Annotated in this window: 23 protein-coding genes; 10 read left to right on the top strand and 13 right to left on the bottom strand. The window is 64.9% G+C overall.

Annotation, left to right across the window (positions count from 1 at the left end; all coding sequences use genetic code 11):
- The first annotated feature begins 172 nt into the window (after positions 1-172).
- From uvrA to ABCV34_RS08195, 4 genes are all read left to right on the top strand, one after another.
- Positions 173-5890, top strand: a complete 5718-nt coding sequence (gene uvrA / locus ABCV34_RS08180) for an excinuclease ABC subunit UvrA (protein ID WP_345795734.1) — start codon at positions 173-175, stop codon at positions 5888-5890.
- Positions 5887-7146 (top strand): aminodeoxychorismate synthase component I, encoded by a 1260-nt coding sequence (gene pabB, locus ABCV34_RS08185; protein WP_345795735.1) that lies wholly within the window; start codon positions 5887-5889, stop codon positions 7144-7146. Before uvrA ends, pabB begins: the two co-directional genes overlap by 4 nt.
- Positions 7147-7150: 4 nt before the next feature.
- The gene (locus ABCV34_RS08190) at positions 7151-7873 is read left to right on the top strand and encodes an aminotransferase class IV (protein WP_345795736.1); all 723 of its coding nucleotides are present in this window, start codon (positions 7151-7153) and stop codon (positions 7871-7873) included.
- A gap of 108 nt (positions 7874-7981) precedes the next feature.
- Positions 7982-8647: a C40 family peptidase gene (locus tag ABCV34_RS08195; protein ID WP_345795737.1), complete on the top strand. Its 666-nt coding sequence runs from the start codon at positions 7982-7984 to the stop codon at positions 8645-8647.
- A gap of 42 nt (positions 8648-8689) precedes the next feature.
- Here the strand turns inward: ABCV34_RS08195 and ABCV34_RS08200 are convergent, their stop codons facing one another.
- Positions 8690-9055: a DUF2325 domain-containing protein gene (locus tag ABCV34_RS08200; RefSeq protein WP_345795738.1), complete on the bottom strand. Its 366-nt coding sequence runs from the start codon at positions 9053-9055 to the stop codon at positions 8690-8692.
- 305 nt (positions 9056-9360) lie between these two features.
- Here ABCV34_RS08200 and ABCV34_RS08205 point away from each other — a divergent pair, with 305 nt between their 5' ends.
- The 5 genes from ABCV34_RS08205 to ABCV34_RS08225 are packed head-to-tail and all read left to right on the top strand — an operon-like array spanning position 9361 to position 13874.
- Positions 9361-10578, top strand: coding sequence for an amino acid ABC transporter substrate-binding protein (locus tag ABCV34_RS08205; RefSeq protein ID WP_345795739.1), 1218 nt, complete (start codon positions 9361-9363; stop codon positions 10576-10578).
- A 26-nt stretch (positions 10579-10604) separates the two neighbouring features.
- Entirely contained in the window at positions 10605-11468 is an 864-nt protein-coding gene (locus ABCV34_RS08210) for a branched-chain amino acid ABC transporter permease (protein ID WP_345795740.1), read from the top strand.
- Positions 11465-12412, top strand: a complete 948-nt coding sequence (locus tag ABCV34_RS08215; RefSeq protein WP_345795741.1) for a branched-chain amino acid ABC transporter permease — start codon at positions 11465-11467, stop codon at positions 12410-12412. Before ABCV34_RS08210 ends, ABCV34_RS08215 begins: the two co-directional genes overlap by 4 nt.
- Positions 12409-13143 carry an ABC transporter ATP-binding protein gene (locus ABCV34_RS08220; protein WP_345795742.1) on the top strand — a complete coding sequence of 245 codons (735 nt, stop codon included), beginning with the start codon at positions 12409-12411 and terminating at the stop codon, positions 13141-13143. The genes ABCV34_RS08215 and ABCV34_RS08220 overlap by 4 nt, the downstream gene beginning before the upstream one ends.
- The gene (locus ABCV34_RS08225) at positions 13140-13874 is read left to right on the top strand and encodes an ABC transporter ATP-binding protein (protein WP_345795743.1); all 735 of its coding nucleotides are present in this window, start codon (positions 13140-13142) and stop codon (positions 13872-13874) included. The genes ABCV34_RS08220 and ABCV34_RS08225 overlap by 4 nt, the downstream gene beginning before the upstream one ends.
- A gap of 3 nt (positions 13875-13877) precedes the next feature.
- On the opposite strand, the gene ABCV34_RS08230 is transcribed toward ABCV34_RS08225, so the two are convergent.
- From ABCV34_RS08230 to ABCV34_RS08280, 11 genes are all read right to left on the bottom strand, one after another.
- Positions 13878-14840 carry a CysB family HTH-type transcriptional regulator gene (locus ABCV34_RS08230; protein WP_345795744.1) on the bottom strand — a complete coding sequence of 321 codons (963 nt, stop codon included), beginning with the start codon at positions 14838-14840 and terminating at the stop codon, positions 13878-13880.
- Between the two features lie 101 nt (positions 14841-14941).
- Complete coding sequence (locus tag ABCV34_RS08235; RefSeq protein WP_345795745.1) at positions 14942-15835, bottom strand: UbiA family prenyltransferase; 894 nt, start codon at positions 15833-15835, stop codon at positions 14942-14944.
- Positions 15836-15840: 5 nt separating this feature from the next.
- The gene (ubiG, locus tag ABCV34_RS08240) at positions 15841-16554 is read right to left on the bottom strand and encodes a bifunctional 2-polyprenyl-6-hydroxyphenol methylase/3-demethylubiquinol 3-O-methyltransferase UbiG (RefSeq protein WP_345795747.1); all 714 of its coding nucleotides are present in this window, start codon (positions 16552-16554) and stop codon (positions 15841-15843) included.
- A complete protein-coding gene (locus ABCV34_RS08245; RefSeq protein ID WP_345795748.1) occupies positions 16551-17681 on the bottom strand; it encodes a sedoheptulose 7-phosphate cyclase in 1131 nt (376 codons plus the stop codon). The genes ubiG and ABCV34_RS08245 overlap by 4 nt, the downstream gene beginning before the upstream one ends.
- On the bottom strand, positions 17678-18160 hold the full coding sequence (locus ABCV34_RS08250; protein WP_345795750.1) for an S-ribosylhomocysteine lyase: 483 nt from the start codon (positions 18158-18160) through the stop codon (positions 17678-17680). Before ABCV34_RS08250 ends, ABCV34_RS08245 begins: the two co-directional genes overlap by 4 nt.
- Positions 18157-19425 (bottom strand): sugar phosphate isomerase/epimerase family protein, encoded by a 1269-nt coding sequence (locus tag ABCV34_RS08255; protein ID WP_345795751.1) that lies wholly within the window; start codon positions 19423-19425, stop codon positions 18157-18159. Before ABCV34_RS08255 ends, ABCV34_RS08250 begins: the two co-directional genes overlap by 4 nt.
- Before the next feature lie 9 nt (positions 19426-19434).
- Positions 19435-20103: a chlorite dismutase family protein gene (locus tag ABCV34_RS08260; protein ID WP_345795752.1), complete on the bottom strand. Its 669-nt coding sequence runs from the start codon at positions 20101-20103 to the stop codon at positions 19435-19437.
- Positions 20104-20121: 18 nt separating this feature from the next.
- Complete coding sequence (locus tag ABCV34_RS08265; protein ID WP_345795753.1) at positions 20122-20646, bottom strand: DinB family protein; 525 nt, start codon at positions 20644-20646, stop codon at positions 20122-20124.
- Between the two features lie 13 nt (positions 20647-20659).
- Positions 20660-22084, bottom strand: coding sequence for a protoporphyrinogen oxidase (hemG, locus tag ABCV34_RS08270; protein ID WP_345795754.1), 1425 nt, complete (start codon positions 22082-22084; stop codon positions 20660-20662).
- Positions 22081-23028 carry a ferrochelatase gene (gene hemH / locus ABCV34_RS08275; RefSeq protein ID WP_345795755.1) on the bottom strand — a complete coding sequence of 316 codons (948 nt, stop codon included), beginning with the start codon at positions 23026-23028 and terminating at the stop codon, positions 22081-22083. The genes hemG and hemH overlap by 4 nt, the downstream gene beginning before the upstream one ends.
- Positions 23029-23195: 167 nt before the next feature.
- Positions 23196-24689 (bottom strand): CoA-acylating methylmalonate-semialdehyde dehydrogenase, encoded by a 1494-nt coding sequence (locus ABCV34_RS08280; RefSeq protein WP_345795756.1) that lies wholly within the window; start codon positions 24687-24689, stop codon positions 23196-23198.
- 165 nt (positions 24690-24854) lie between these two features.
- Here ABCV34_RS08280 and ABCV34_RS08285 point away from each other — a divergent pair, with 165 nt between their 5' ends.
- Positions 24855-25817, top strand: a complete 963-nt coding sequence (locus ABCV34_RS08285) for a LysR family transcriptional regulator (RefSeq protein WP_345795757.1) — start codon at positions 24855-24857, stop codon at positions 25815-25817.
- A gap of 47 nt (positions 25818-25864) precedes the next feature.
- On the opposite strand, the gene lptF is transcribed toward ABCV34_RS08285, so the two are convergent.
- Complete coding sequence (gene lptF / locus ABCV34_RS08290; protein WP_345795758.1) at positions 25865-26986, bottom strand: LPS export ABC transporter permease LptF; 1122 nt, start codon at positions 26984-26986, stop codon at positions 25865-25867.
- Between the last annotated feature and the right edge of the window lies 1 nt (position 26987).

The following is a 26987-nucleotide window of genomic DNA, read 5'->3' on the forward strand; positions in this document are numbered from 1 at the left end:
GCTCCGAAGGGTTTGAGGTCCGATTCCAGAGAGGAATCGGATGATTCAGTTTACTGTAAGATTTCGGTCTGCCCACGGCCTGTGGCCATCCGGCCGATGACTGATCTCGATCAACCCCAGCCCGATCGTGGCGCGCGCCCCTGCCCCCAGGGGGGCGGATTATGATGGCGCAATGAACGCACCCATCCGTATTTTCGGCGCCCGCCAGAACAACCTGAAGAACCTGGATGTCACCATCCACACCGGTGAACTGCTGGTCGTCACCGGCGTATCCGGCTCGGGCAAGTCCTCGCTGGCGTTCGACACCCTGTATGCCGAGGGGCAACGGCGCTACGTCGAAACATTTTCGCCCTATGCGCGCCAGTTTCTGGACCGCATGGACAAGCCGCAGGTCGACCGGATCGAAGGCATCCTGCCCGCCATCGCCATCGATCAGATCAACCCGGTGCGCAACTCGCGCAGCACCGTCGGCACCATGACGGAGCTCAACGACCACCTGAAACTGCTCTACGCCCGCGCTGGTCATCTGCACTGCGCTGGCTGCGCCCGGCCCGTGGTGCGCGACAACCCGGCCAGCATCCGGCAGCAGCTCGACGTCCTGTGCGCGGCGGCCGACCCGCGCCTGGTGATCACGTTCCCTGTTACGGTACCGGGCAATTTCACCGAGGACGAGGTGCGCGGCTTTCTGGAGCAGCAGGGCTACACGCGCGTCCACGAACCGGCCGCGCCCTCCGGGAGCCCAGGCCCGACGGATCCGGCCAATCGCGGCAAGGGCACCGAAGAACCGACGCCGGGATCCAGCGGCGAAAGCACGACGAAAGCCGCCCGTGCCTCCAAGGGCAAGGTAGCGGGGACGACCCGCCGGCTGCACGTCATCCAGGATCGCTTCCGGCTAGGCAATGCCGAAGCCGCCCGCGTGGACGAGGCGCTGGAAACGGCCCTGCGCCAGGGCAATGGCCGGCTGACCGTGTACGCGCTGTTCGACGATCATGAAGAAGCCTGGCGCTTCAGCGCCGGCCTGCATTGCGCGCACTGCGACATCGAGTACGCCACACCCTTGCCCAGCACGTTTTCCTTCAATTCCCCGCTGGGCGCCTGCGAAGCCTGCAAGGGCTTCGGCCGCGTGATGGGAATCGATTACGGCCTGGTGGTTCCGGACGAGACCCGCACCCTGCGCGGGGGCGCCGTCAAACCGTGGCAGACCGCCAGCTATAAGGAATGCCAGGAGGAAATGGAACGCTATGCCGCCCGGATCGGCATCCGCCTGGATACCCCCTGGCGCGACCTGACGGCAGCCGAAAAGACCTGGGTCATCCACGGCGCGCCGGACTGGAAAGGCGGGCCTTCCGCCTGGAAGCACCAATGGTATGGCATCCAGCGATTCTTCGACTGGCTGGAGACAAAAGCCTACCGCATGCACGTGCGAGTCCTGCTGTCCAAATACCGCAGCTACACGCCCTGCCCCACCTGCCGGGGCGCGCGCCTGAAGCCGGACGCCACGCTCTGGCGCCTGGGCCGCAACGCGGACGCCATCCCGGGATATCCCCGCTTCATGCCGGCAAGCGCCCGCTGGACGGCGGACCAGCTGGCCGCGCTGCCCGGCCTGGGGCTGCACGACCTGATGCGCCTGCCGATCGAGCGCGTGCGCTACTGGTTCGAAGGCATCGAACTGGGGCAGACGCTGGACGAGGCCCTGAACGAGCTGCTCGACGAGGTCCGCACCCGGCTGCGATTCCTGTGCGACGTGGGGCTGGGCTATCTGTCGCTGGACCGCCAGAGCCGCACGCTGTCGGGCGGCGAGGTCCAGCGGATCAACCTGACGACGGCCCTGGGCACATCCCTGGTCAACACGCTGTTCGTCCTGGACGAGCCATCGATCGGCCTGCATCCCCGCGACATCCACCGCATCGTGCAGGTCATGCAGCGCCTGCGCAACCACGGCAATACGCTGGTGGTGGTCGAACACGACCCGCAGGTGATGGTGGCGGCCGACCGCGTGCTGGACATCGGCCCCGGCCCTGGCGAACGGGGCGGGCACATCGTCTTCGACGGCACCCCCGCCGAACTCGCAGCCGCCGACACTTTGACCGGGCGCTATTTCGGCGGCCGTCTGCGCATCGAGGCCCCGCGCCCGATGCCGGTCGCCGACAAGACCCCGCGCCTGCTGCTCCAGGGCGTGCGGGCCAACAATCTGAAGAACATCGACTTTTCCCTGCCGCTGGGACGGCTGGTATGCCTGACCGGCGTGTCAGGATCGGGCAAGTCCACCCTGGTCCAGGATGTCCTGTATCCGGCGCTGCTCAAACGACTAGGCCGCCCGACAGAGGCGCCTGGGGACCACGACGCCTTGCTGGGCGCCGAGCAGATCGCCGATGTGGTACTGGTGGACCAGGCCCCCATCGGCAAGACGGCGCGGTCCAACCCGGCCAGCTACGTCGGCGCCTTCGACGCCATCCGCAAACTGTTCGCGGCGGCACCCATGTCGCAGGAACGCGGCTACACCGCCGGCACGTTCAGCTTCAACACCGGTGACGGCCGCTGCCCGGGCTGCGGCGGCACCGGTTTCGAACACGTCGAAATGCAGTTCCTGTCCGACGTCTACCTGCGCTGCCCGGACTGCAACGGCCGCCGCTTCCGCCCGCAGATCCTGGAGGTGCGCATCGAGCACCTGGGGCGCACGGCCTCGATCGACGAGGTGCTGGACATGACGGTCAGCGAGGCTCTGGATTTCTTTCAGGGCCTGCGCGACGTGCAGTGGGGACTGGCGCCCCTGGCCGACGTGGGCCTGGAATACGTGCGTCTGGGCCAGCCCGTGCCGACCCTGTCGGGCGGCGAGGCCCAGCGCCTGAAGCTGGCGGGCCACCTGGCCGAGGCAGCCCGGTCGCGCGCGCCGCAGGGGATGCTCAAAGGCAGCCTGCTGCTGTTCGACGAACCCACCACAGGCTTGCACTTCGACGACATCGCGCGGCTGATGCGCGCCTTCCGCAAGCTGCTGGCGGCCGGCCATTCCCTGCTGATCATCGAACATAATCTGGACGTGATCCGGGCCGCCGACTGGATCGTCGATCTAGGCCCCGAGGGCGGCGACCAGGGCGGACGCATCCTCGTCCAGGGCACCCCCGACACTGTGATGCAGGATCCGGAATCCCATACCGGCCAGGCGCTGAGCGACTATGCCCGCCAGCTGGACAATCCCGGGCTGGCCCTGAAGGAACCGGCAACGCGCCTGCCTGTGCCGGCCGGCAGCCCGGACATCCACATCATGAATGCCCGGGAACACAATCTGAAGGGCATCGAGGTCCACATCCCGCGCAATGCCTTCACCGTCGTCACGGGGGTATCGGGCTCCGGCAAGTCCACGCTGGCCTTCGACATCCTGTTCAACGAAGGACAGCGTCGCTATCTGGAATCGCTGAACGCCTATGCCCGCGCCATCGTCCAGCCGGCCGGCAAGCCCGACGTGGACGCCATCTACGGCATTCCGCCGACCGTCGCGATCGAACAGCGCACCAGCCGGGGGGGACGCAAGTCCACCGTCGCCACGATGACGGAAATCCATCATTTCCTGCGCCTGCTGTACGTGCGCCTGGGCACGCAGATGTGCCCGGACTGCCACGTGCCGGTGGCGCCGCAGACACCCGAACAGATTGTGGCGCAGCTGCTGCGCGATCACACCGGCGAACACATCGGCCTGCTGGCCCCGCTGGTGATTGCCCGCAAGGGCTATTACACGGATCTGGCCAAATGGGCCGCATCGCACGGGCATACGCACCTGCGGGTGGACGGCCAATTCATCCCCGTGAGCCCCTGGCCGCGCCTGGACCGCTATCAGGAACACACCATCGAATTGCCGGTGCGCGACCTGATCGTGGATGTGCGTGATGAAGCCGGCCTGCGCGACGCCGTGCGCGCCGCACTGGCCCTGGGACACGGCAGCTTCCGTGTCCTGACCGGCCTGACCGGGGCCGGGCCCGCCACCATCGAGGCACGCCGCGCCGCCGGCCTGGCGGCGGATCCGGGGCTGCTGACCTTCTCCATCAAACGGGCCTGCCCGAGCTGCGGCACCAGCTTCCCCGAACCGGACCCGCGCCTGTTCTCCTACAACTCGCGCCACGGCTGGTGTCCGGGGTGCTTCGGCACCGGCCTGTCCCTGGTCGGCTTCACCGAAGACCAGACCGGCGAGGAAGCCGGCTGGCTGGAAGGCGGCGAGGCTGGCTTGCAGGTCTGCCCGCAATGCCATGGCCAGCGGCTGAATCGTGTCGCCCTGGCGTTTCGCTGGCATGATCGCTCCATCGCCGAACTGGCGGCCCTGCCGGTCAGCGATGCACAGCGGTTCTTCCTGGGCCTGGGCACCCAGGGACGCGAAGCCGAGATCGCCCGCGACATCCTCACGGAAATCCGGGGCCGCCTGAACTTCATGATGGACGTGGGCCTGGGCTACCTGGCCCTGGATCGCGCGGCCCCTACCCTGTCGGGCGGCGAGGCGCAGCGCATCCGCTTGGCCGCGCAACTGGGGTCCAACCTGCAGGGCGTCTGCTACGTCCTGGACGAACCCACCATCGGCCTGCATCCGCGCGACAACCGCATCCTGCTGGATGCCCTGAGCCGCCTGGAAGGCAACGGCAACACGCTGGTGGTGGTGGAACACGACGAAGACACGATCCGCCGCGCCGAGCACGTCATCGACATCGGCCCCGGCGCCGGAACCCGGGGCGGCATGGTGGTCGCCCAAGGCACGGTCGCCGACATTGCCGCCAACCCGGCATCCCTGACCGGCCGCTATCTGCGCGAGCCGCTGACCCATCCGATGAACGGCCGCCGCCCGGTGGATGACGACACCCCCGCCCTTGAGATCGTCGACGCGACCCTGCACAACCTGCGTCATGCGCAGGCCCGCATCCCGCTGGAACGACTGACCGTGGTCACCGGCGTGTCCGGATCCGGAAAATCCACGCTGGCGCGCGAAGTCCTGCTGGACAACCTGACGCGTCGCGTCGGCAGCCGCCTGTCCGTTCCCTGGACGGGTTGCCACGATATCCGCGGCTGGGAAGCCATCGACCGGGTGCTGGAAGTGGACCAGACCCCCATCGGCAAGACACCCCGGTCCTGCCCCGCCACCTATGTGGGCTTCTGGGACGACATCCGCAAACTGTACGCCAGCACGCGAGAATCGCGCCTGCGCGGCTGGACGGGCTCCCGATTTTCCTTCAACACCGGCGATGGCCGCTGCCCGGAATGCGAGGGCCAGGGCATGCGTACCATCGAGATGAGTTTCCTGCCCGACGTCAAGGTGCCCTGCGACGCCTGCCACGGCGCCCGCTTCAACCAGGAAACGCTGGGCGTGCAATGGAACGGCAGCAGCGCCGGTGATCTGCTGCGCATGGAAGTCGACGACGCCGTCGGCCATTTTTCCGCGCATCGCAAGATCGCCCGCGCCCTGCAGCTGATGCAGGACGTGGGGCTGGGCTACCTGACGCTGGGACAGCCCTCGCCCACCCTGTCCGGCGGCGAGGCCCAGCGCATCAAACTCGTCACCGAACTGACCAAGGCGCATCTGGACGAGGGCATTCTGCGTACCGGGCGCGCCTCGCGGACGCCTCACACGTTGTATGTTCTGGACGAGCCCACCGTGGGCCTGTCCACCGCCGATGTCGAGAAGCTGATCCGTGTCCTGCACCGGCTGGTCGAGGCCGGCCACACAGTGGTGGTGATCGAACACAACCTGGACGTGATCGCGGAAGCCGACTGGGTCGTGGATCTGGGTCCGGAAGGCGGCGATCAAGGCGGCCGGGTCGTGGCCCAGGGCAGCCCGGAACAACTCTGCGCCAGCGACACCCATACCGGCCGGATCCTGGGCGAATTCCTGTCGCGGGCTACGGCATCGACATGACGCGGCGTACTGACACAGGTCCTGACGTGGACCCGATATGCCTGTTCGAGAACCGTCTGGCCGGCTGGTCGCTACGGCTGGACAATCCGGTCGGCCGGATCGCCGTGCATCACCGAAGTGAACTGCCCGCCGCCTGGAATGCCATCGAAGCCGCGCGCCAGGCAGGCCACTGGGTGGCGCTGCTGCTGGATTACGAACTGGGGGAATGGCTGGACGACAGTGCACTGCCCACTCCCCGCCTTGACGTCGATCCCGAGGCGCTGCCCCGGCTGACCGCCCTGGTCTTCGCCCGGGCACGGGAACAGGGTCCCCGCGACCGGGCGCCGGAGAGCCCGGCCACCGACGTCCGCACCTTGCCGGAACCCGCCGCTCAGCCGGGTTGGGCGGCCTCCACCAAACCGGATCGACGGATCCGCAGCGACCGAACCCCAGCCGACCATGCCCACGCCATCGACAGCATCCGCGCCGGCATCGCGCGCGGCGACTACTATCAGGTCAACTACACGGTGCCCCTGCAACTGGACTGGCCGGACGATCTGGATCCGGCAGGTGTCTACCGGCAGCTGATCGAACATCACCCGGTGGCCCAGGCTGCCTGCATCCGGGACGGCGACCGCTGGATCCTGTCCCTGTCGCCAGAACTGTTCGTTGCCCGTCACGGCAGCCGGCTGCTGACCCGGCCCATGAAGGGCACGGCGCCGCGCCACGCCGATCCGGCCCACGACAGCCGATCCGCCCAGGGTCTGCTGCACAGCGCCAAGAACCGGGCGGAAAACCTGATGATCGTCGATCTGCTGCGCAACGATCTGGGGCGCATCGCCGTGCCTGGCAGCGTTCGCGTGCCTGCCCTGTTCAACCTGGAACGCTATCCTTCGGTCTGGACCCTGACCTCGTCAGTGCAGGCGGAAGCACCCGACGTTCCGCTGCGGGACGTCCTGCAAGCCCTGTTTCCCTGCGGTTCGGTCACGGGGGCGCCGAAGATCGCCGCCATCCGGGCGATCCGCGCGCTGGAAGACCGGCGGCGCGGGATTTATTGCGGCAGCGTGGGCTGGCTGGCACCTGACGGGGACTTTTCCCTGAACGTCGCCATCCGCACCATCGAATTGCGCGACGGACAAGCGCAATTTGGCGTGGGCGGCGGCATCGTATCCGACTCCCTGGCCGGCGAGGAATGGCAGGAATGCCTATGGAAGGCCCGTATTCTGAATGGTTGGACGATCGATGACACCCTTGCCATCACCCCCCGCCCTGATTGAGACAATGCGCCTGTGCCAGGGCCGCATTGCCCGCTGGCCGGGCCATCGGGCACGGCTGCAGGCTTCGGCCCACGCCCTGGACTATCCACTGGACATCAACGACCTGGAAGATCGCTTGGCCAGGGCCACGGCCGAGATTTCCGCCCGCACAAACCACCTACCGCCTTCAGCGGATGAACCTGCCGGTAACGCCGACCATGCACCAGCCTGGCGCATCCGGTTGCTGCTGGCCGCCGATGGACAACTGTCGCTGGAAGTCAGCCCGCTGCCGGACACACACACACCGGTCCGCATCGCCCTGGCCCGTGACACGATCGGAACATCCGACCCACTGGATTCCAGCAATCCCTGGCTGCGGCACAAAACGACCCACCGCGTGTGGTTCTCCGAGGCGCAGCGCTGGCTGGCGGCACACCCGGACCATTTCGATCTGATTTTTGGCAACCAATCCGAAGACCTATGCGAAGGCAGCCGCTGCAATATCTACATCCAGGACGACCATGGCCGGTGGCTGACGCCGCCGACGAGCTGCGGTCTGCTGCCGGGAGTGGAGCGTCAGTGGCTGTTGGGCCAGGGCCTGGCGCACGAGGCCCGCGTGAGCCTGAACGACCTGCGCCAGGCCCCCGCCTGGCGTATCTCGAACGCGCTGCGCGGCTGGCAGGACGCCTGTCTGGAAACACAGACTGGTCGAATAAACAGCCTTTACCCCAGCCGCTTGATCCGATAGAATCGAACGGTTGCCCGCAGGGCGGGCAGCTTTTCAACCTTCAACTGGCGTTTGCCACAGGCCTGACACAGGCCCGCGAAAGACACCAAAGAACGACAAAAACCGCCCATGCCACCGCCACATTCCGCCTCAGCCCAGCACATTCTGTCCACGCTATCCGTGGCCCGTTTCCTGAAACTGATGTTGTGCGCCGGCGCCGTGGCCCTGGCGGGATGCGCGACCCAACCCAAACAGACCGCGGACGCTTCATTCTCGAATCATCTGCTGCGCGACAGCTACCTGCTCAGCACCCAGTCCGACCCGCTCGGCGCCTGGATCGACAGCAAAGACAGCTTTGCGATCGACTACCCGCAGTCGGAATCCAATCCCACCTCGTCCACACCGAAGACCCTGGTGACGACCGCCATGAAGTTCCTGGGGGTCAAATACCGCTATGGCGGTGACGCCCCGGGCCAGGGCTTCGACTGCAGCGGTCTGGTGGCCTATGCCGCCGAGAAGTCCCTGGGCCTGAAACTGCCGCGCACCGCCAGCGAGCAGGCGCGGACCGGGATCTCGATCAAACAGAATGAACTGCGCCGGGGCGATCTGGTGTTCTTCAACACCCTGGGCCGTCGCTACTCGCACGTCGGCATCTATCTGGGCGATCACAAATTTGTCCACGCTCCCCGCACCGGGGCCGCGATCCGCGTCGACAACATGGACATGGCCTACTGGCGTAAACGCTATAACGGCGCCCGACGCCTCGAAGTCAAGCACGAGACCGCCCGGCGCTGATACCGCGCCCGGCCGCTTTCAACGACTAACCGCCTCGACGGCTCAGTGTGGCCTGACCCCGGCCGACACAGACCCATCCGCCTGCCCCCGCAGTGGGCAGGTCTGACAGTAGCCGCACTGATCCAGCGCCTGCCGCATGCTGCAGACAGAACGCCGGCAGGTCAGCACACGGACGCCGGCGCGCTGCGCAGCGGCACGGAAGGTCTTCATCACGTTGTGCCCCAGGAAATCCGTCAGCAGGATCACCAGATCCGTCCCCGAGGGCAGCGAAGGCATTTTCTTCTGATGTGCGGGATCCCGCCCGCTGATGTGATGGCGGACCGCGATATTGTGGTCGCGCAGCAAATCGGGAATATTGCCTAGCCGGTCCGCGCCGACGATCAATGCACTGACTTGAGACTGCGCCATGGGAGCGGCTCCTGAGGAAAATGGGATCGACTGGATTCCGGCACGTCGGGTCGGACTCCGATCAACATTCATGAATAATAATCATTCCCATTATCTAATGCAATACGACACGGTTGTCCGCACCCCTCGGCGCCGCTTTTCAGCATGTGCGGGCGTCGGCCACCCAGGCAACATCTGCTGGCATGTTATCGGGAGTTCAGCACCAGATTCCAGTTGTATTCAGGGTGATGTCAGGTTTTGTTCAGATATTTGTTACGTTTGGACGCGCACAATGGAACCTAAAACAACCCGTAGGAGACTGTTCCATGCATACCCTATTTCGGCATGGCCTGACGTGTGTGGCCGCCGCCGTGGCCCTGGGACTCGGCAGCGGTGTCAGCCTGGCGGCGGACAACCAGATCGTGCTGGGCGCGTCCGTGCAATTGACAGGGCCGGTGGCCAACACCGGGCGCTACTACAAGGACGCCTATCAACTGGCCGTCGATCAGATCAACCGCAAGGGCGGCGTCACCGTCGGCGGCAAGAAATACACGCTGGCGCTGAAAATCTATGACAACCAGTCCGACGTCAACCTCAGCGTGCGGCAATACACCCAGCTGGTGACGCAGGACAAGGTCAACTTCCTGCTGGGACCCTTCGCCAGCAACTTCGCCCTGGCGGATTCCGCCGTCTCGGAAAAATACCAGATCCCCATGGTGCAAGGCGGCGGCGCGTCCGACCAGATCTTCTCCCGCGGCTTCAAATACGTCTTCGGGACTCTGGCGCCGGCCAGCGACTACTTCGGCAGCACGATCAAGATGTTCAAGCAGCTGAAGCCGGAACCCGCGAAGGTCGCGCTGCTGTATGCGGATGACTCCTTCGACGTCTCCGTGGCCAAGGGCACCCGGCCTCTGCTCAAGGACGTGGGGGCGGACACGGTCCTGGACGAACGCTACAGTTCGAACGCCAGCGACTTCAACACGCTGCTGTCCCAGATCAAGGCCAAGCAGGCCGATGCCGTGCTGGTCGCCGGCCACGAGACCGAGATCCTGAACTTCATCCGCCAGGCCAAGAGCCTGGACGTCTCACCCAAGATCTACTCATTCACGGTCGGTGTGCCCAGCGAGGACTTCCGCAAGGCGCTGGGCAAGGATGCCGACTACGCGTTCGGCATGACGGCCTGGCTGCCCACTGAAAACCTGAAGGACGACTGGTTCGGCGATGCGGCGCAGTTCGCGAAATCCTGGGGCGCCCAATACCGCTACGAGCCCGACTACCACGCGGCATCGGGCGTGGCGGACGTGGAAACCATCGTCAAGGCCATCGAGAAGGCCGGCACGCTGGATCCCAAGGCCGTGCGCACCGCCCTGGCAGCCAGCGACTTCGGCAGCCTGTACGGGCACATCAAGTTCGCCGAAAACGGCCAGATCCATCTGGACCAGACGGTGATCCAGGTCCAGAACGGCAAGCCGGCGGCGATCTTCGACGGCAGCAAGTTCCTGACCCAGCCGCAATATCCGATGCCCGACTGGTCGAAACGCTGAACAGGCCTTAACCCGGAGCGCCCGCCTTGGACCTTTTGCTGCAAGTCCTCATCAACGGCATCCTGCAGGGCGGGCTGTACGCCATCGTGGCGCTCGGCCTTGCCCTGGTCTGGGGTGTGCTCAACATAGTCAACCTGTCGCATGGCGCCTTCATCATGCTGGGCGCCTATATTTCCTGGTATAGCTTCCATTGGCTGGGCGTCGATCCGTTCCTGGGGCTGCCTATCACGGCGGTCCTGATGTTCCTCGTCGGCTACGCCATCCAGCGGGGCATCCTGAACCTGATCGTGCGCTCGCCGATGTTCAATACCCTGCTGATCACCTTCGGCCTGGAGGTCGTGCTGACCTACCTGGCGCAGTTGGTGTTCTCGGCCGACTTCCGCACCATCAACCCCAGCTATTCCGGCCGGAACATGACCGTGCTGGGGATCACGATCCCGCTGGTGCGGCTGGCAGCCTGCGTCATGGCCATCGTGCTGACCCTGATCATGTGGTATTTCCTGCTGCACACCCGCCTGGGGCGGGCGATCCGGGCCACCGCCCAGAACCTGTCGGCGGCTCGCCTGTACGGGGTCGAACCGCGCCACCTGTACGCCGTCACCTTCGGCCTGGGGCTGGCCCTGGCCGGGGCCGCGGGCGGTCTGTACGGCACCGTGTCCCAGATCAACCCCTACATCGGCGCCACGCTGACCGCGAAGTCCTTCGCCATCGCCATCATCGGCGGCCTGGACACGCCGCTGGGCGTGATCGCCGGCGGCCTGATCCTGGGCCTGATCGAATCGCTGACCACGCTGTACATCGGCCCGACGTTCGCCGACGTCGCCAGTTTCGGCGTCCTGGTGCTGGTGCTGATCATACGGCCCACCGGTCTGCTCGGGAGGACCGCATGAAAGCCCTGCGCATCATCCTGATCCTGATTGTCCTGGCGGCGCTGGCCCTGCTGCCGGAATACGGCTCCGACACCGTGATCCAGTTCGGCATCAGCACCCTGCTGCTGGCGGTGCTGGCCCAGGGCTGGAACATCATCGGCGGCTACACCGGGTATCCGTCCTTCGGCAATTCTGTGTTCTACGGCCTGGGCGCCTACGGCGTCGGCATCGCCATGGTGCAATGGCAGCTGCCCTTCGCCGTCGGCATGATATTCGGCGTTGTGCTGGCGGTCGTGTTCGCCTTCCTGCTGGGGGTACCCGTTCTACGCCTGAAGGGCCACTACTTCGCCATCGCCACCCTGGCGCTGGGGCAGATCATGGCCGCCATTGTGTCCAACGTGCCGCTGGCGGGGCAGAACATCGGCCTGGTCCTGCCCCCGCTGAACGATGACCGCCTGTTCTACGAACTGTCGCTGATCCTGCTGGTGGCCGCCACGCTGACGGTCTGGTGGCTGACCCGCAGCCGTTTCGGTTTCGGCCTGATCGCGATCCGCGAGAACGAGGAAGGTGCGGTCGTCATGGGGGTGGACACCACCCGCTACAAGGTGCTGGCGTTCGCGCTGGCCGGAATCTTCAGCGCGCTGGCGGGTGGCATCCATGCCTACTGGATCACGTTCCTGGACCCGGAAAGCGCTTTCGACCTCACGCTAAACGTGAAGATGATCATCATGGTGGTGTTTGGCGGCCCGGGCACAGTCCTGGGGCCCATCGTCGGATCCTTCATCCTGTCCGCCATCTCCGAGCTGCTGTCCAGCGAAGTCACCAGCATCGCCGGCCTGTTCTTCGGTATCGTCATCGTCGTCGCCGTGGTCCTGATGCCGCGCGGCCTGGCCGACGTCATCCGGCGCTTCCACCGCCTGGGCTGGCATTATTTCATCGACAACATCCGGACCAACCGCATATGAGCCCGATTCTGGAAGCCCGCCAGCTCACACGCCGCTTTTCCGGACTGCTGGCGGTGCATGACGTCAGCTTTTCCCTGTCGCCCGGCGAGATCCTGGGGTTCATCGGCCCCAACGGGGCCGGCAAGACCACCCTGATCAGCCTGCTCAGCGGCACCCTGGCACCCTCCGAAGGCGAAGTCTGGTTCGATGGCCGGCGCATCGACCGCATGGCGGCTTTCCGCCGCGCACGGCTGGGCATCGGACGCACCTTCCAGATCATGCAGCCCTTCCCAGGGCTGTCGGTGCTGGACAACGTGGCCGTGGGCGCCCTGTTCGGACGCGGCCAAGGGCAGGCAAAACTCGCCAAGGCACGCGACAGCGCACGGGAATGCCTGCGGTTCGTGGGCCTGGAAAAGCACATCGACCACCGGGCCGAAGACCTGGGCGGCCCTGACCGCAAACGACTCGAACTGGCCAAGGCGCTGGCCATGCAACCCCGCGTGCTGCTGTGCGACGAAGTCATGGCCGGCCTGAATCTGGTCGAGATCGACGAGGTGATCGACATCATCCGCAAGGTGCGCGACACGGGCATCAGCATCATCGTCATCGAGCACGTGATCAAGGCCATCCGCAACCTGTCGGACCGCATCATGGTCCTGCACCACGGCGAGAAGATCGCCGACGGTTCCCCCGACAGCGTCCTGAGCGACCCGCGCGTGGTCGAAGCCTATCTGGGAAAGAAGCGCACATGAGTTCCGACTCTTCGACACAAGCCCCCCTGCTGCGAATCCGGAATCTGTCGGCGGGCTACGGTCTGGTGCAGGTTTTGCACGACATCACCCTGGAAGTGCGCGAAGCGGAATTCCTGGCCCTGGTCGGCAGCAACGGCGCGGGCAAGACCACCCTGCTGCGCGTGCTATCGGGCCTGCTGCCACCCCAATCGGGCAGCATCCTGTGGCAGGGCACCGAAATCCAGGGGCACACCCCGGACGCGATCTTCCGCCACGGCATCGTTCAGGTCCCGGAGGGCCGGCAGCTGTTTCCCCGGATGTCGGTGCAGGACAACCTGCTGATGGGCGCCTACCGGCGTCACGATACGGCGGCGATCCGCGCCGACCTGGACCAGGTCTACACGCAATTTCCCCGCATGGCCGAACGTCGGCGCCAGCTGGCGGGCAGCATGTCGGGGGGCGAGCAGCAGATGTGTGCGATGGCCCGCGCCCTTATGGCGCGCCCCCGCCTGCTGCTGGTGGACGAAATGAGCCTGGGCCTGGCGCCGATCATCGTCGATCAGCTGATGGAAAATCTGGCCACCATCCGCGACCAGGGTGTCACGGTCCTGCTGGTGGAACAGGACATTCACCTGGCGCTGGCGGCAGCCGATCGCGCCTACGTGCTTGAAACCGGAAACATCGTGCGGGAAGGGCCGGCCCGCGACCTGATCGAGGATCCGGAACTGAAGCGGGCGTATCTGGGCGTCTGACGCTCAGGCGGCCTCGCGCACTGAGGGCGCCGGCTGCGCAATGGCCTGGGCGATCTGGTCGCGGGTCAGCTCGGGCGCCAGCATCTCCATCAGCACATAGACGAAATCGCGCAGGAATACCCCGCGCTTGATGGCCACGCTGGTCGTATGCCGGCCAAACAAGTGCCCGGCCGGCAGGCCGACCAGCCCCTTGTCCCGCCGGGGATCGAAAGCCACTCCCGCGATGATCCCGATACCCAGGCCGATGTCCGCATAGGTCTTCACCACGTCCGCATCGATGGCTTCCAGCACGATGTCCGGGGTGATCCCGGCGCGCTCGAACGCGGCATCGATCGCCCGCCGCCCGGAAAAAGCCCGGTCATAGGTCACGATGGGGTACTGCGCCAGATGTTCCAGCGACAGATTGCGCGCGGCGCTGGAAGTCAGGCTGGTCAGGGGGTGATCCGGAGGCACCACCAGCGTGTGTTCCCAGGAATAGACCGGCAGCGCCACCAGGCCCGGCGTTTCGGCCAGGGTTTCCGTGGCGATCGCCAGATCGGCCTGTTCATGCAGCACCAGCTTGGCCAGGTGTTCCGGATTGCCTTCGGCCAGGGACACGTGGACCTTTGGAAAACGCGCGCGAAACGCCGGGATCACGCGCGGCAGCCAATAGCGCGCCTGTGTGTGGGTGCAGGCGATCACCAGGGCGCCCTCGTCACGCTGGGCGAATTCGTCGCTGACCTTTTTCAGGTTGTCCACCTCGCGCATGATGCGATCGATGACGGTGGACACTGCCTGCCCCGGCTTGGTCAGGCCCTTGAGGCGCTTGCCGTGGCGCTCGAAGATCTTGAGGCCCAGCTCGTCCTCGAATTCGATGATGGCCTTGGACACCCCCGGCTGCGAGGTATACAGCGCCCGCGCAGCGTCAGTCAGGTTGTAATTGCGCCGGATGGTCTCGCGGACAAAACGAAATTGCTGAAGGTTCATATGCCATGGCCCCATAGGAAAGACCATTATATGGAATATGAAACGCTCTTTATATTACTTTTTGTTATTTGTTTAGCATACGGACGCTGGGTCGAGGAACCTCATCCCGACAAGACGGACCCCGCCATGATCACGAGCATCACCAAGGGATACAGGCTGGCATGGTCGAACGATCGCGCCGCATCACGGCCGTCCAGCGTGCGAGCCAGTCTGACCGCCGGCAAGACCAGCAGGACGATGCCAGCGGCCAGAGCGGCCAGCCTGAACGGCCATCCCAGCGGCAGCGGCGACATGACGGGCAGCCACAGGCTCAGCAGGACGACACAGGACTGCAGGACCAGCACCAGTCCGCCGGAAAACGGCAGCCCGAATGCCAGCGGAATGGTGGACGCCCCCACGCGCCGGTCCTCTTCCAGGTCGTTCCAGTCCGCCAGTATGTTCTGGCCGCCGATTTCCCACACCATCAGCCACAGCACCATCAATGCCAGCCAGGGCCATGACGGCTGTTCGACCACGGCGAATACCGCGGCTGTCGGGCCGGCGGATTTCACCAACCCGCTGACCAGCGTGCGCAGCCAGGTGACCTTGAGGAGCTTGACGTACACGATTTCGAGCACGACGGCGGCCAGAAGAATCAGCAGGATTTTCGGATTCAACAGCCAGATGCCCGCCACGGCAAGGATCAGCCAGAAACCGAACCAGGCCAGCGCGCCCTTCATGCCGATCAGATTCTGCGCCAGGGGGTAGCGCATCCCGGAGGCTTCCACGGCATAGCCGGGCTTGATGCCGCCCGCGACTTTTTCGCGGTCATCCTTGACGCCAACGATGTCATTGAGCGCGTAAATCGCGGTGTAGCCCGCCAGGGCGGTGAACAGGCCCAGCGCGAGCACCCGCCCGCCAGGAAATTCCCCGAGCCAGAGCAATGCGACAAAACCCGGCATGGCGATGTCGAGCACGCCATGGATGGACCGCGACAAAGCAAGGAATCGCTTCATGATGATCAGCCTTTCTTGCGGAAGCAGGCCATGTAATTGATGTCTTCCCGCCCCGGCGCCACTCGGAATCGGCGCAGCAAGGGGTTGTACATCAGGCTGGCGACGGACTGAAACTCGAGTCCGGCCGCGGCTGCCCACGTCCGCATCTCATCGGGACGGATCAATTTGCGGTAGTGATGGGTGCCGCGCGGCAACAGACGAAGGATATATTCGCCGGCAACGATGGCGAACAGGAAGGCCTTCGGCGTGCGGTTGATGGTGGAAAAGAACGCCATCCCGCCCGGTTTGAGCAAGCGGCCGCAGGCCGCGATGACCTGGTCGGGATGCGGCACATGCTCGAGCATTTCCATGCAGGTGACGGCATCGAAGCCGCCGGCTTCGGCTTGCGCCAGGGCTTCCGCGTCCATCAGCCGATAATCGATCCCGATGCCGCCGGCCTCGGCATGCTGGCGCGCAACGCGCAGCGATAATTCCGACAGATCGATCCCGGTGACGCGGGCGCCTGAACGCGCCAATGCCTCGGCCAGGATGCCGCCGCCGCAGCCGATGTCCACGACGCGCGGCGCGGCGTCCTGCGTCAGGCGTCCGGTGATGAAGCCCAGGCGCAGCGAATTGATCGCATGCAGCTGACCCATCTTGCCAGCCGGATCCCACCAGAGCGCCGCCATGCGGTTGAAATGCGCGATTTCCGCAGCATCGACGTTCCGTGATTCATTCATCGTTCTGTCCATGTTGTATGCAAAGTGTGAATGGCCGCTTCGATGTCCGCGCGGCTGATGTCGTCGACGAATACGCACTGACCGATCACCGATGGCAGGGGCACACGCTGCCGGCCATTGCGATGTTCGATCCGGTCGAGCAGCGACTGCCACATCAAACCGGCGTCCAGCAAGCCGATTTCCGGTTCGATGCCGAGATGCCGGACCAGGGCGAAAATGCGCGCCATCGACGGCGTGTCCAGCAGCGCCCGGTCCCGCGCGATCACGGTGGAAACCAGGATATCGAGCAACACCGACTCGCCATGCAGCAGGCGATCCTCGAAACGCGTCTCGAGGCCATAACTGAATGTATGGCCGAAATCGACGCAGCGCGCAAGCTCGTCTTCGTACAGGTTGGGGGATAGTTCCTCGAGCATGCCGCCGATGGCACGATCGAGCAGGTCGCCCGCGGACTCATCCTGAAAGGCCGTGGCCAGGCAAGAGACCCCGATGTCTTCGAGCCAGGCGAACAGTTCGGCATCCCGGATGACCGCGAGCTTGAGGATCTCGCACAGGCCATTGCGCAAGTGCCGCACATCGAGCGTGGACAGCAGCCGGCGATCGAGCAGGACCAGGCGCGGCGGCTCGAAGCTGCCCAGCCGGTTCTTGTGGCCATTGAAGTTGACCCCGGTCTTGATCCCCACAGAGGCATCGACATAGCCCATCAGGGTGGTTGGCACCTTGATGTGCGGCACGCCGCGGCGGTAGCTCGATGCCACGAACCCCACGATGTCGGTCAGTACCCCGCCCCCGATGGCGATGATCGGTTCGTCGCGCCGATGGATCGGGAAATCGTCCAGCGCGCCAGCCACATCCAGCCAGGCATCGACTGTCTTTGCGGATTCTCCGCCGGGCAGGACGAACAGGCGCGCATCGATCCCATGGTGTCTGAAGTAAGCCGCGATGCGGGCGCCATGGTACCGATGCACCTGCTCGTCGACCACCACGAAGCGGCGACCGCCGTGCCGGCGCCCCACCGACAGCAGCGCATCATTGCCCGGATCGAAAATGCCGTCCACCGTGCGCAATTCGTACTCGACGCTGCGCGTCGCACGCACCTGCCAGTACATGGCGGTCACCGCGCTCATGCGATCTCTCCCCATTGCGCACGACAGTCCAGCACTTCGCGGGCCACCGACTGGGCAAGCGCAAGATCATGGTTCCGCCAGCGCCCGCACTGGTCGATGCGGGCATAGGGCACGGCGGTCGCCGTCAGCATGTCGTCAAAGACGCGCCACAGCACATCCTCGATGACCCGGCGCCGGCCCTCGTTCAACAACGTCAGGTAAAACCCGGTCTGGCACCCCATCACGCCCACGCCGATGAAATGCTCCGGCAACCGGCGCTGAAAACCTTCCAGCAGGAAATGCTCGATGGAATGGGCCTCGGTGTCGGACAAATACGCATCCGCATTCGGCAGACGCAAGCGCAAGTCGATACAGTAGACGACGTCGCCCGCCGTCCCCGCATGGGCGCCACGCAGCTTGACGCTGGGCGCCTTGAGCAAGCGATGATCGAGCTCGCCGACCGTATCCGGATCCCAGCCCAGTGCCGTCACATCGATCATGACGCCACCTGGTTCGTCGAAGTCCGACCGACTCCGTCCAGGCCGGCAAGATGGCGGTAGCTGTCATCGAGCGCCTGCTGCCAGGAGCTTACGTGGTGATAGAGCTCGACCGCGCCATAGCCGTCGAAGCCGTTCGCATCGAGCGCCTTGAAGCTGGCCGCCAGATCGAGCGTGCCCGATCCGGGGATCTCGTGGAAATGTGCAACGCCGGTCAGCGTATTGGCCACCATCCGGCCGATGCGCGCCGGCCCGCGCACACCGCGCATGTAGGCGATGATCGGCCAGGCCCGCTCCAGCACTTCGAACGACAGGCCAGGGACGGAAATCAGATAAGTGAAGATCTCGTCGTCCAATGGCGACTGGCCGGCGTAGAGACCGCCATAATCGACCAGTTCAGGAGCGGCCGTCATGCCAGCGCGGGCCAGGTGCGCATCGATCCGGGCGCGCTGCTTCGCATTCGGCGCCCCGTCGCAGAAAACCAGGGGGTGATCGCGGTCCACCAGCAGAAAATCCGCGGATTCCGGGAAATACACTAGCGTGCTGGCGAAATCAGGCCGGAATTCCAGATCCGGCGCATCTTCGACGATCTTCAGGTTCCAGCCTTCGCGCGCATCGGAGATATGCAGATAGCGCGCGGACGCGGCGGCGCGGGCCAGCGCGCCCACATAGTCAGTTTCCGAACAATACGCATGGCAAATGTCGATGTGCAAGGCAAAGCGGCTGGAGCCGACCGCGTCGATCAGGGCCAGGCCCTGATCCAGCGTTTCGATGAGCATGCCGGGTTCGGGCTCGATCAGCAGCGTGATGTCCTCGCCGTCGTGAATCTCGCGCAGGCACTCATGGATGGATTCGGCCAGCAGCGCATGCGCATCCACAGCGGGATGACGCATGTGCTCCTCGCGCAGGAAACCGCTGCCGAAGGTCACCAGTTTGACACCCAGCCGGCGAGCCACCCGGATGCCGCGCTTGACCAGATCGATGCGGCGCTTGCGCCCCGCCAGATCCAGGGTCATCAGCGAAGGTTCATGCGGCCGCGAAGGGGTGAAGAAATGCGAAGCCGTCGCCACGCAGGCGGGCACGATGGCGGCCTTGCGCAGGCACGCTTGCACCGCATCGAGATCCGCGTCGCCAAGATTGAAGGGATTGAACTGCCTGCGGTGAAACGAAAGCTCGATCCCCTCGTAGCCTGCCCGCGCAACCGCCTCGATCGCCTCGAGGAAGGACAGATTGGTAAGACCGAAAGTGCTATAAGCCAATTTGATCATGTCGTCTCGTCACACATATTGCATCAGGGCATCCCGCAGGTCGAAATGGCGCCCGACGATGAACGGATGCTCGTCCTGCATGTACAGTCTGGACTTGGATTCCCGAAGCTTGCGGACGCAATCCACCAGACGGCTGAGGTCGTTCGTCTCGAAGGTTAACAGCCATTCGTAATCCCCAAGACCGAAACCGTACACGCCATTGGTCAGGATATCCGGCACGAACTCGTGGCCGATCTGCCCATGATCCCCGATGACGGCGCGCCGTTCCCAGGCTGGCAGCAGATAGTATTCCGGCGTCCTGATAAACGGGTAAAAGCACAGGAATTTCCTGGGCGTCATGCCGACGGCAAAGGACGTCGGATGTTCGGAAAACTCGAAGGGCTTGGTGATCCCGATGAACGCATGCGGCGTGTCGATATAGGCGCCCAGCGGCGACCGGCGTATTTCCAGTTGAAGATCCTGAATGTCCTCGACGTGGTCGCCGAACATCCAGAACAGGATGTCGGTATGGCCCTGAAAGCCCTGCACCACGTAAGTGCCGCGCAGGCCGACCCGATCCTGGTATTTCTCGAAGATGGCGACCGCCGCGTCCACGGCGGCCGATTTTTCAGACTTGCCCAGCGGATTCCATTGTGATGTGAACTTGATGGCGAATTGTGATGTGAACTGTTCCTGCATGGCATTTTCCTGCTTGGGTCATGATATATCCTGGATCGAACGCGCGGGTTCCCCGGATGGATCGCATGCCGCCCGGATGCCGTCGATGCGCTGGATGCCGTGCCGGTCATGCAGCCACACCAGATCCACCAGGTTTTTCAGGCTGATCCGGCCGTACAGGGGGTGCGGCGCGGACCTCTCGGCAAGTTCGCGTTCGTGCGTTTCATTGAAGACTCGCTGCAGATGCCGGAATCTGGACTCCTCCAGCTGCTGGATCAATGCCGATTTGGTCAGAAACTCGATCCGGGGCGGCTCGTCGCCGTCGAATTGCTCGATCGCCGGAGACAACGCGTCGGGGCTCAATTCCGGGACTTTCCCGCCCCGGGACTCCAGCGAGCCCAGAATATCCGCCGCCAGCCCTTGCTCGACTGTGGCAATGTGGTGAAGTATCTGCGCGGCGCTCCAGCCCCGCGCGTCCTGGCGCTGGTTCAACTGCTCGTCGGTCCAGGCCTCGAAGCTGGCCAGAAGCCCGAGCCTCGCCTTGCCGAGATGGGTGATCAACATCGTAGCGACTCCGTCAAATTTCGAGAAGACGCGCCAGGGCCGCCTGAGCGGCCTCCCCGCCCTGGCGCGCGCAATCGGCAAGACCCACGCCCCCGTAGGGCGCGCCAGCCAGCTGGACGCCGGGGAATTTCCCCGCGACGCGGCGCCTGAGCGCAGCCACGCGCGCCACATGGCCGACCGCGTAGCGCGGCATGGCCTTGTGCCAGCGTGTCACCAGCTGGAATTCGGGTTGGGCGTCGATGCCCATGATGCGCTTGAGGTCGCGCAGCACCGTCTGCACGATCGCGCGCTCGTCCGCGGACACCAGGCTGTCGTCATCCGGACGCCCGACATAGCTGCGCAGCAGCGCATGGCCTTGCGGTGCCGACCCAGGCCATTTGAGATGGCTCCAGGTGCATGCGGTGATGGCGCAGCCCGATTGCCGCGCGACGACAAAGCCTGTGCCAGGCGTATGCGTGCGAATTGCCTGGCTGCGAAAGCCCAGCACGACATTGGCGACGGACGCGGGCGGACTTTCATGCAGACTCTCGAAATCCGTCGACATATCCAGCAGTTCCGCCGCGGTTTGACTGGGAACCGCCAGGATGACGGCATCCGCATCCAGTGCCTCGCGCCCCCGCAGAGTCAGGCGATACCGTCCCCCAACCGGCCGGATGTCCGTCACGGCGGCGTCGCGGATGATGGCTGCGGGGGGCAGTTGGGCTTCCACCGCACCGACCAGGGATTGCAGGCCGCCTCTGAAGCTGGCGAAGGCGGCGGGTTTCTCCGCACCGGAGGCCGCCTGTTCGCTGCGGGCGCGCTGGGCACGCACACGGCGCAGGCCCAGGATCAGGCTGCGGTGCTGCCGCAGCAGCGCCGTCATGCGCGGCATGACGGCCTGCATGCTCAGCCGCTCGACCGTCTCGCCATAAATGGCGGCGAACAGAGGGTCGATCAACTGATCGACGAGTTCTCCGCCAAAGCGCCGCCTGAAAAAACTGCCCACGGACTCGTCGTCGGCGCAGGCGCCGCGCCAACGCAACGCCTCGAACGCCACGGCGAGCTTGCCGCCCGGCGACAACAGCCCGGATCGCAGGAAGGGCATCAGCTTCGTCGGCACCCCCATGACCATGCCGTCCGGGATCGGCCGAAGCGCACCCCGGGCATAGATATAGGCCTGCTTGGCCGCGCCATGGACAAGGTGCGGCCCCATTCCGACCGCGTCGGCGAGCTCCAGCAGGCTGCCGCCACCCGGATGAAAGGAATCGGGCCCCGTCTCGATCAGAAAATCCCCGTGGCGCACCGTCCGGATCTTTCCACCCAGACGGTCCTGGGATTCCAGCATCACCCAGTCCAGCGGGACGCCGGACCGGTGGATTTCCTGGTGGATCCGGAATGCCGCGGACAACCCCGTGATGCCCCCGCCGATGATGGCCACCCTTCGTACGGCGCCGCTCATGCCGCGATTCGTTCCGTTTGGCCCAGCGAGCCGGCAACGGCATCGGCCAGGCACGAGATGAACCCGCGATCCGCATTGGGCATGGGGGGGCGCAGGTAACGGCCGCCGAGCGTCTCGATCAGAGAGCGGCATTCGATGTCGTCGTCGTAGAGGACCTCGAGGTGGTCGGATACGAAACCGATCGGGCAGACGATGAAATTGCGATAGGCCCCGCTGTCCCAGGCATCGCGGACGACGTCCCGGATATCGGGGCCCAGCCAGGGTTCCGGGGTTCGGCCAGCGCTTTGCCATGCGATCGCGTGATTGCCCACGCCCGCGGCAGCCGCGATCAGATCCGCGCTCTCGCGCACCTGCGTGGGATAGGGGTCCCCATCGAGCACCCGCATCGGCAGGCTATGGGCGGAAAACACCACGAGCGTCCGGCGTGATTCGGCGAGGGGCAGCGAAGACAGCAGCGTGCGGATGCGCGTCGCCCAGAACTGGATGAAGCCCGGTTGACGGTACCAGCCTGACACCGCCGGGCGCAGGGTCAGTCCCAGCGCCCCGGCCGCCTGAGCCGCCCGGTCAAAATAGGGACGAATGCCGCTTCCCGAATCGTGCGGCGCCATGACGACCGCAATCACGGTCCGGATACCCTGCGCAACCAGGGTCTCGACCGCGTCTTCGATAAAGGGCCGGGCATGTTTGAAGCCGACGACCGATCTGAAACCCGTGTCCGGGAACCGGGCCTGCAGTTCCGCAGCGAGCCCGTCCGCCTGAGCGCGGGTCACGCGCCCCAGCGGCGACGATCCGCCGATGGCCTGGTACCGGGCGCTCAGTTCTTCGAGTTGTGCCGCCGATGGCGGCCTGCCTTGGCGGATGTGGGTGTAGTAGGCGGGAAGTTCCGCAATGTGGTCCGGCGTCCCGTAAGCCATGACCAGGATGCCAACCAATTTTCGCGACATGTTCCAGCACGACCGTGAGCAAGCCTGAATGAAGGCGCAACGCGCTATCGCACGTTGCGCCCAAGTCTGCTCAGTATGGTCTATTCTCGCCGCGAGAGAGGCCGAAACAGTGAGGGATCTTGCGAATCATCAACAAGAAGAGCCTATTTTCACCGCAGGAGGCCCTGTCACTTCATTGCGATCGTCGTGTTGATGTCCGTCGGGTGCGCCTGCCAGCGGGCAGTGATCGTCTTGGTTTGCGTCCAGAAATAGATCGACTGACGGCCATTGGGACCCAGATCGCCCAGTTTGGAAGCCCGCGACCCCGTGAAGCTGAACCAGGCCACCGGCACCGGAATGGGAATGTTGATCCCCACCTGCCCGACATCGACGTGGTTCTGGAAATAGCGGGCATGACCGCCATCCTGCGTGAAGATGGATGTGCCATTGCCGTTCGGATTGGCGTTGATGAATTCGACGGCTTCTTCCAGCGTGTCCACCAGCACGACCGACAGCACCGGCCCGAAGATTTCCTCGTGATAGATGGTCATGTCGGCCTTGACCTTGCTGAAGATCGTAGGGCCCACGAAATTGCCTTTTTCGTAACCTGGAACCGTGATCCCACGGCCATCGAGCACCAGATCGGCGCCTTCGTCCACGCCTTTCTGGATCAGGCCCTCGACACGCTTTTTGGCCGTCGGGGAAATCAGGGGCCCCAGATCCGCGTGGCGGTCTGTGCCGATATTGACCTTCAGTTTGCGGGCCCGTTCGGCAAAGTCAGGCAGCCATTTCTGGGCTTCGCCCACCAGGACCAACACGGAAATGGCCATGCAGCGTTCCCCCGCTGCGCCGAAGGCCGCGCCCAGCATGGAATTCAACGCGGCTTCACGGTCGGCGTCAGGCATGATGACGCTGTGGTTCTTCGCGCCCATCATGGCCTGGCAGCGCTTGCCGGCATTGGAGGAGCGGCGGTAGATTTCCGTACCGACCCGGGTCGACCCGATGAAGGACACTGCCTTGATGTCCGGATGATCGCACAATGCGTTGGCCACGTCGGGCCCGCCATGGACGACATTGAGCACGCCGGGCGGCAGGCCGGCTTCCAGGGCCAGCTGGGCCACCATCAGCGATGCGGTAGGGTCCTGCTCGGACGGCTTATAGACGAAAGTATTGCCCATGGTGACCGCGATCGGGAACATCCAGCACGGCAGCATCACCGGAAAATTGAAGGCCGTGATGCCCGCGCACACCCCCAGTGGCTGCAGCACGTTGTAGACGTCGATGCCGGTGGCCGCGTTTTCAGCGTAATCGCCAAGCTGCAGGACATTGGCGGACACGGCGTGTTCCACGCCCTCGAGGCCGCGACCGACCTCGCCCTCGGCATCGGGCAGGGTCTTGCCGTGTTCACGCGACAGCGCCTCTGCGATCCTGGTGGTGTTGTCGCGCAGCAGCCGGGCCAGATCGGTCATGATCTGGCGGCGCTTTGCCTGGCTGACATTGCGCCAGGTCTTGAAGGCTTCTTTGGAGTTGGCAATGGCCCGTTCGACCTCGGCCGGCGTGGCGAACGGCACCCGCGCCACGACTTCCTGAGTGGCCGGGTTGATGACGTCACGCCATTCTTTCGTTTCGGACTGGACCAGTTTCCCGTCGATCAGTAGCGGGACGCGTGGAATATCGCTCATGCAAACCTCCTCGGTGAAATCAAATGGATTCTGTCTTAGGGGTATGGCGGGCAGGCCGGGACACAGGCACCGACGCCAGCTTCATGATCCAGTGTAGTTGTGTAAAAAACCTAAAGCCAGCAAAATATTTGCACATCCGTTGACGATATTTGCACAAGGAAAACCATGGTCGACTGGGACTCCATCCGCTACTTCCTGGAGGTCGCCCGCACCCAGCGGGCCAGCGCTGCGGGACAGCGGCTGGGGGTGCGGCACAGCACTGTCACCCGCCGCATCCGCACGCTGGAGCTCGGCCTGGGGGCGACACTGTTCGAGAAGTCTCGGGCCAACGGCTTTACCCTGACCGAGGAAGGCCAACAGTTCTTCACGTACGCCGAACAGGTCGAAAGCACGCTGCTTGCCGCCCATGACATGCTTTCAGGGGCGGCAGGCCAGCCCACCGGACACCTGCGCATCGGATCCACCGAAGGTTTCGGCAGCACGGTGCTGACCCCGCTGATGGTGGATTTCCAGCGCCGCCACCCTGGCATGACCCTGGACATCATGCCGGTGCCCCGCTACATCAGCCTGTCCAAGCGGGAAGCCGACATCGCCATCGCCCTGGAGCGGCCGCAGCGCGGCCCCTACCTGTGCACCAAACTGGCCGACTACACGCTCAAGCTCTACGGAACGCGGAATTATCTGAATACGCATCCTGCCATCGGCCGCCGCGCCGACCTGGGACAGCACACCTTCATCGGCTACGTCGATGAACTGCTGTTCAGCGACCGGCTGCGCTACCTGGATGACCTGGTGCAGCCGGAACGCGTGGTGTTTCGCAGCACCAGCATCCTGGCGCAGTATCAGGCGGCGCTGGGCAACCAGGCGCTGGCCATCCTGCCCTGTTTCCTGGCCGCCCAGGACACGCGTCTGGTGCCCGTGCTGGAACACGAGATCCGCGTCAGCCGCGGTTTCTGGATGTATTGCCACGAGGATCTGCGTCACACACGGCGCGTCATGGCGATCTGGGACTATCTGAAGCAGGCCGTCAGTCTGAACCGCGAACTGCTGCAGGGCGACGGCCGCGTCCTGCGGACACCCGCCGAGACCTGGACACCGGCTTATACGGCGGACCACCCGGGGCATTGAACCACGGGCCGGGTGCGGAACCCCCCGCGACCCGCCATGGCAAGCGGTCAGCCCGCCACGGCCCGCATGGTTTTGCGCCGGCGTCGTGGGACACGGATCCGGCGCCACAACAAGAATAGCCCAAGCGCCAGGAACAGCCCATGCACCAGCCAGACGCCAACGCCAAACGACAGGGCGCCGCTGCCGATCCAGCCACGCGACAGATTGATCAGGTTCATGTAGAGCAAGGCCAGAAGGCCTGCCATGAGCAGATCGCCGGACCGCCCGAGGCGCGGGTTCACCGCCCCCAGCGGCAGCGCGATCAGCGCCAGGTTCAGCACGGCGATGGGCAGGGCCAGGCGCCACATGAGCTGCGACAGGGACTCGCGGTCGCCCAGACGCGCCAGATCCAGTGTCGGGCGGGCCTTGATCTCTTGCAAGGCCCTCTGGCGGGCGGCGTCCAGAGACGCCGGATCGGTGCGGCTTTCGATCCGCACCCCGTAATGATCGAAGTCCAGCAGGCGAAGTTCGGGGGTGCCGGGCTTCAGGTCGTAGCGGTGCCCCCGCCCCAGGACCAGAAACCGGTCGCCGTTGGGTTCCGTGCGGATGGCCGCACTGTCGGCGGTGACGACGCTGAGCCAGTCGGGTTCGATGATGCGCGCCACGACCCTGCCCAGTTCGTCGCCCGGATGAGTCGGTGATTCGGCGAAGAACACGCGCCGGCCCTCATCGGTTTCGATGAACTGCCCGGCGGTGACTTTAGACAGGTCCGAGCGCTGTTCGAAACGCTGGCGATATTCCGCGATCTGACCATAAGCCCACGGCGAAGCGTACAAGGTCAGGGCCGCCACCACGACGGCCACCGGCAGCGCGAACCGCATCACCGGACGCAGCCAGTCGGCCAGCGACAGCCCGCTGGCGAACCAGACCGCCATTTCGGATTCGCGGTAACTGCGCGTCACGGTCGTGAGGACTGCGACGAACAGGGCGACACAAATGATCACGGGCAGGGCCGTGATGCTGGAAAATGCCGCCAGGCCCAGCACGACGTTGGCGCCGATGTCGCCATTGGCCGCCTCGCCCAGCAGGCGCACGATGAGCACGCTGAGCCACACCACCAGCAAAGTGGAGAACACAATCCCGGCGTGGCTGGTGATCTCGGAAAAGACGGCGCGCTTGAACAATGACATG

Source organism: Castellaniella sp. MT123, assembly GCF_039614765.1.
Classification (GTDB): Bacteria; Pseudomonadota; Gammaproteobacteria; order Burkholderiales; family Burkholderiaceae_B; genus Castellaniella.

Bases quoted from the DNA above. Each gene is read 5' to 3' on its own strand.
- uvrA (WP_345795734.1), top strand. From the start codon at position 173: ATGAACGCACCCATCCGTATTTTCGGCGCCCGCCAGAACAACCTGAAG.
- pabB (WP_345795735.1), top strand. From the start codon at position 5,887: ATGACGCGGCGTACTGACACAGGTCCTGACGTGGACCCGATATGCCTG.
- ABCV34_RS08190 (WP_345795736.1), top strand. From the start codon at position 7,151: ATGCGCCTGTGCCAGGGCCGCATTGCCCGCTGGCCGGGCCATCGGGCA.
- ABCV34_RS08195 (WP_345795737.1), top strand. From the start codon at position 7,982: ATGCCACCGCCACATTCCGCCTCAGCCCAGCACATTCTGTCCACGCTA.
- ABCV34_RS08200 (WP_345795738.1), bottom strand. From the start codon at position 9,055: ATGGCGCAGTCTCAAGTCAGTGCATTGATCGTCGGCGCGGACCGGCTA.
- ABCV34_RS08205 (WP_345795739.1), top strand. From the start codon at position 9,361: ATGCATACCCTATTTCGGCATGGCCTGACGTGTGTGGCCGCCGCCGTG.
- ABCV34_RS08215 (WP_345795741.1), top strand. From the start codon at position 11,465: ATGAAAGCCCTGCGCATCATCCTGATCCTGATTGTCCTGGCGGCGCTG.
- ABCV34_RS08220 (WP_345795742.1), top strand. From the start codon at position 12,409: ATGAGCCCGATTCTGGAAGCCCGCCAGCTCACACGCCGCTTTTCCGGA.
- ABCV34_RS08225 (WP_345795743.1), top strand. From the start codon at position 13,140: ATGAGTTCCGACTCTTCGACACAAGCCCCCCTGCTGCGAATCCGGAAT.
- ABCV34_RS08230 (WP_345795744.1), bottom strand. From the start codon at position 14,840: ATGAACCTTCAGCAATTTCGTTTTGTCCGCGAGACCATCCGGCGCAAT.
- ABCV34_RS08235 (WP_345795745.1), bottom strand. From the start codon at position 15,835: ATGAAGCGATTCCTTGCTTTGTCGCGGTCCATCCATGGCGTGCTCGAC.
- ubiG (WP_345795747.1), bottom strand. From the start codon at position 16,554: ATGAATGAATCACGGAACGTCGATGCTGCGGAAATCGCGCATTTCAAC.
- ABCV34_RS08245 (WP_345795748.1), bottom strand. From the start codon at position 17,681: ATGAGCGCGGTGACCGCCATGTACTGGCAGGTGCGTGCGACGCGCAGC.
- ABCV34_RS08250 (WP_345795750.1), bottom strand. From the start codon at position 18,160: ATGATCGATGTGACGGCACTGGGCTGGGATCCGGATACGGTCGGCGAG.
- ABCV34_RS08255 (WP_345795751.1), bottom strand. From the start codon at position 19,425: ATGATCAAATTGGCTTATAGCACTTTCGGTCTTACCAATCTGTCCTTC.
- ABCV34_RS08260 (WP_345795752.1), bottom strand. From the start codon at position 20,103: ATGCAGGAACAGTTCACATCACAATTCGCCATCAAGTTCACATCACAA.
- ABCV34_RS08265 (WP_345795753.1), bottom strand. From the start codon at position 20,646: ATGTTGATCACCCATCTCGGCAAGGCGAGGCTCGGGCTTCTGGCCAGC.
- hemG (WP_345795754.1), bottom strand. From the start codon at position 22,084: ATGAGCGGCGCCGTACGAAGGGTGGCCATCATCGGCGGGGGCATCACG.
- hemH (WP_345795755.1), bottom strand. From the start codon at position 23,028: ATGTCGCGAAAATTGGTTGGCATCCTGGTCATGGCTTACGGGACGCCG.
- ABCV34_RS08280 (WP_345795756.1), bottom strand. From the start codon at position 24,689: ATGAGCGATATTCCACGCGTCCCGCTACTGATCGACGGGAAACTGGTC.
- ABCV34_RS08285 (WP_345795757.1), top strand. From the start codon at position 24,855: ATGGTCGACTGGGACTCCATCCGCTACTTCCTGGAGGTCGCCCGCACC.
- lptF (WP_345795758.1), bottom strand. From the start codon at position 26,986: ATGTCATTGTTCAAGCGCGCCGTCTTTTCCGAGATCACCAGCCACGCC.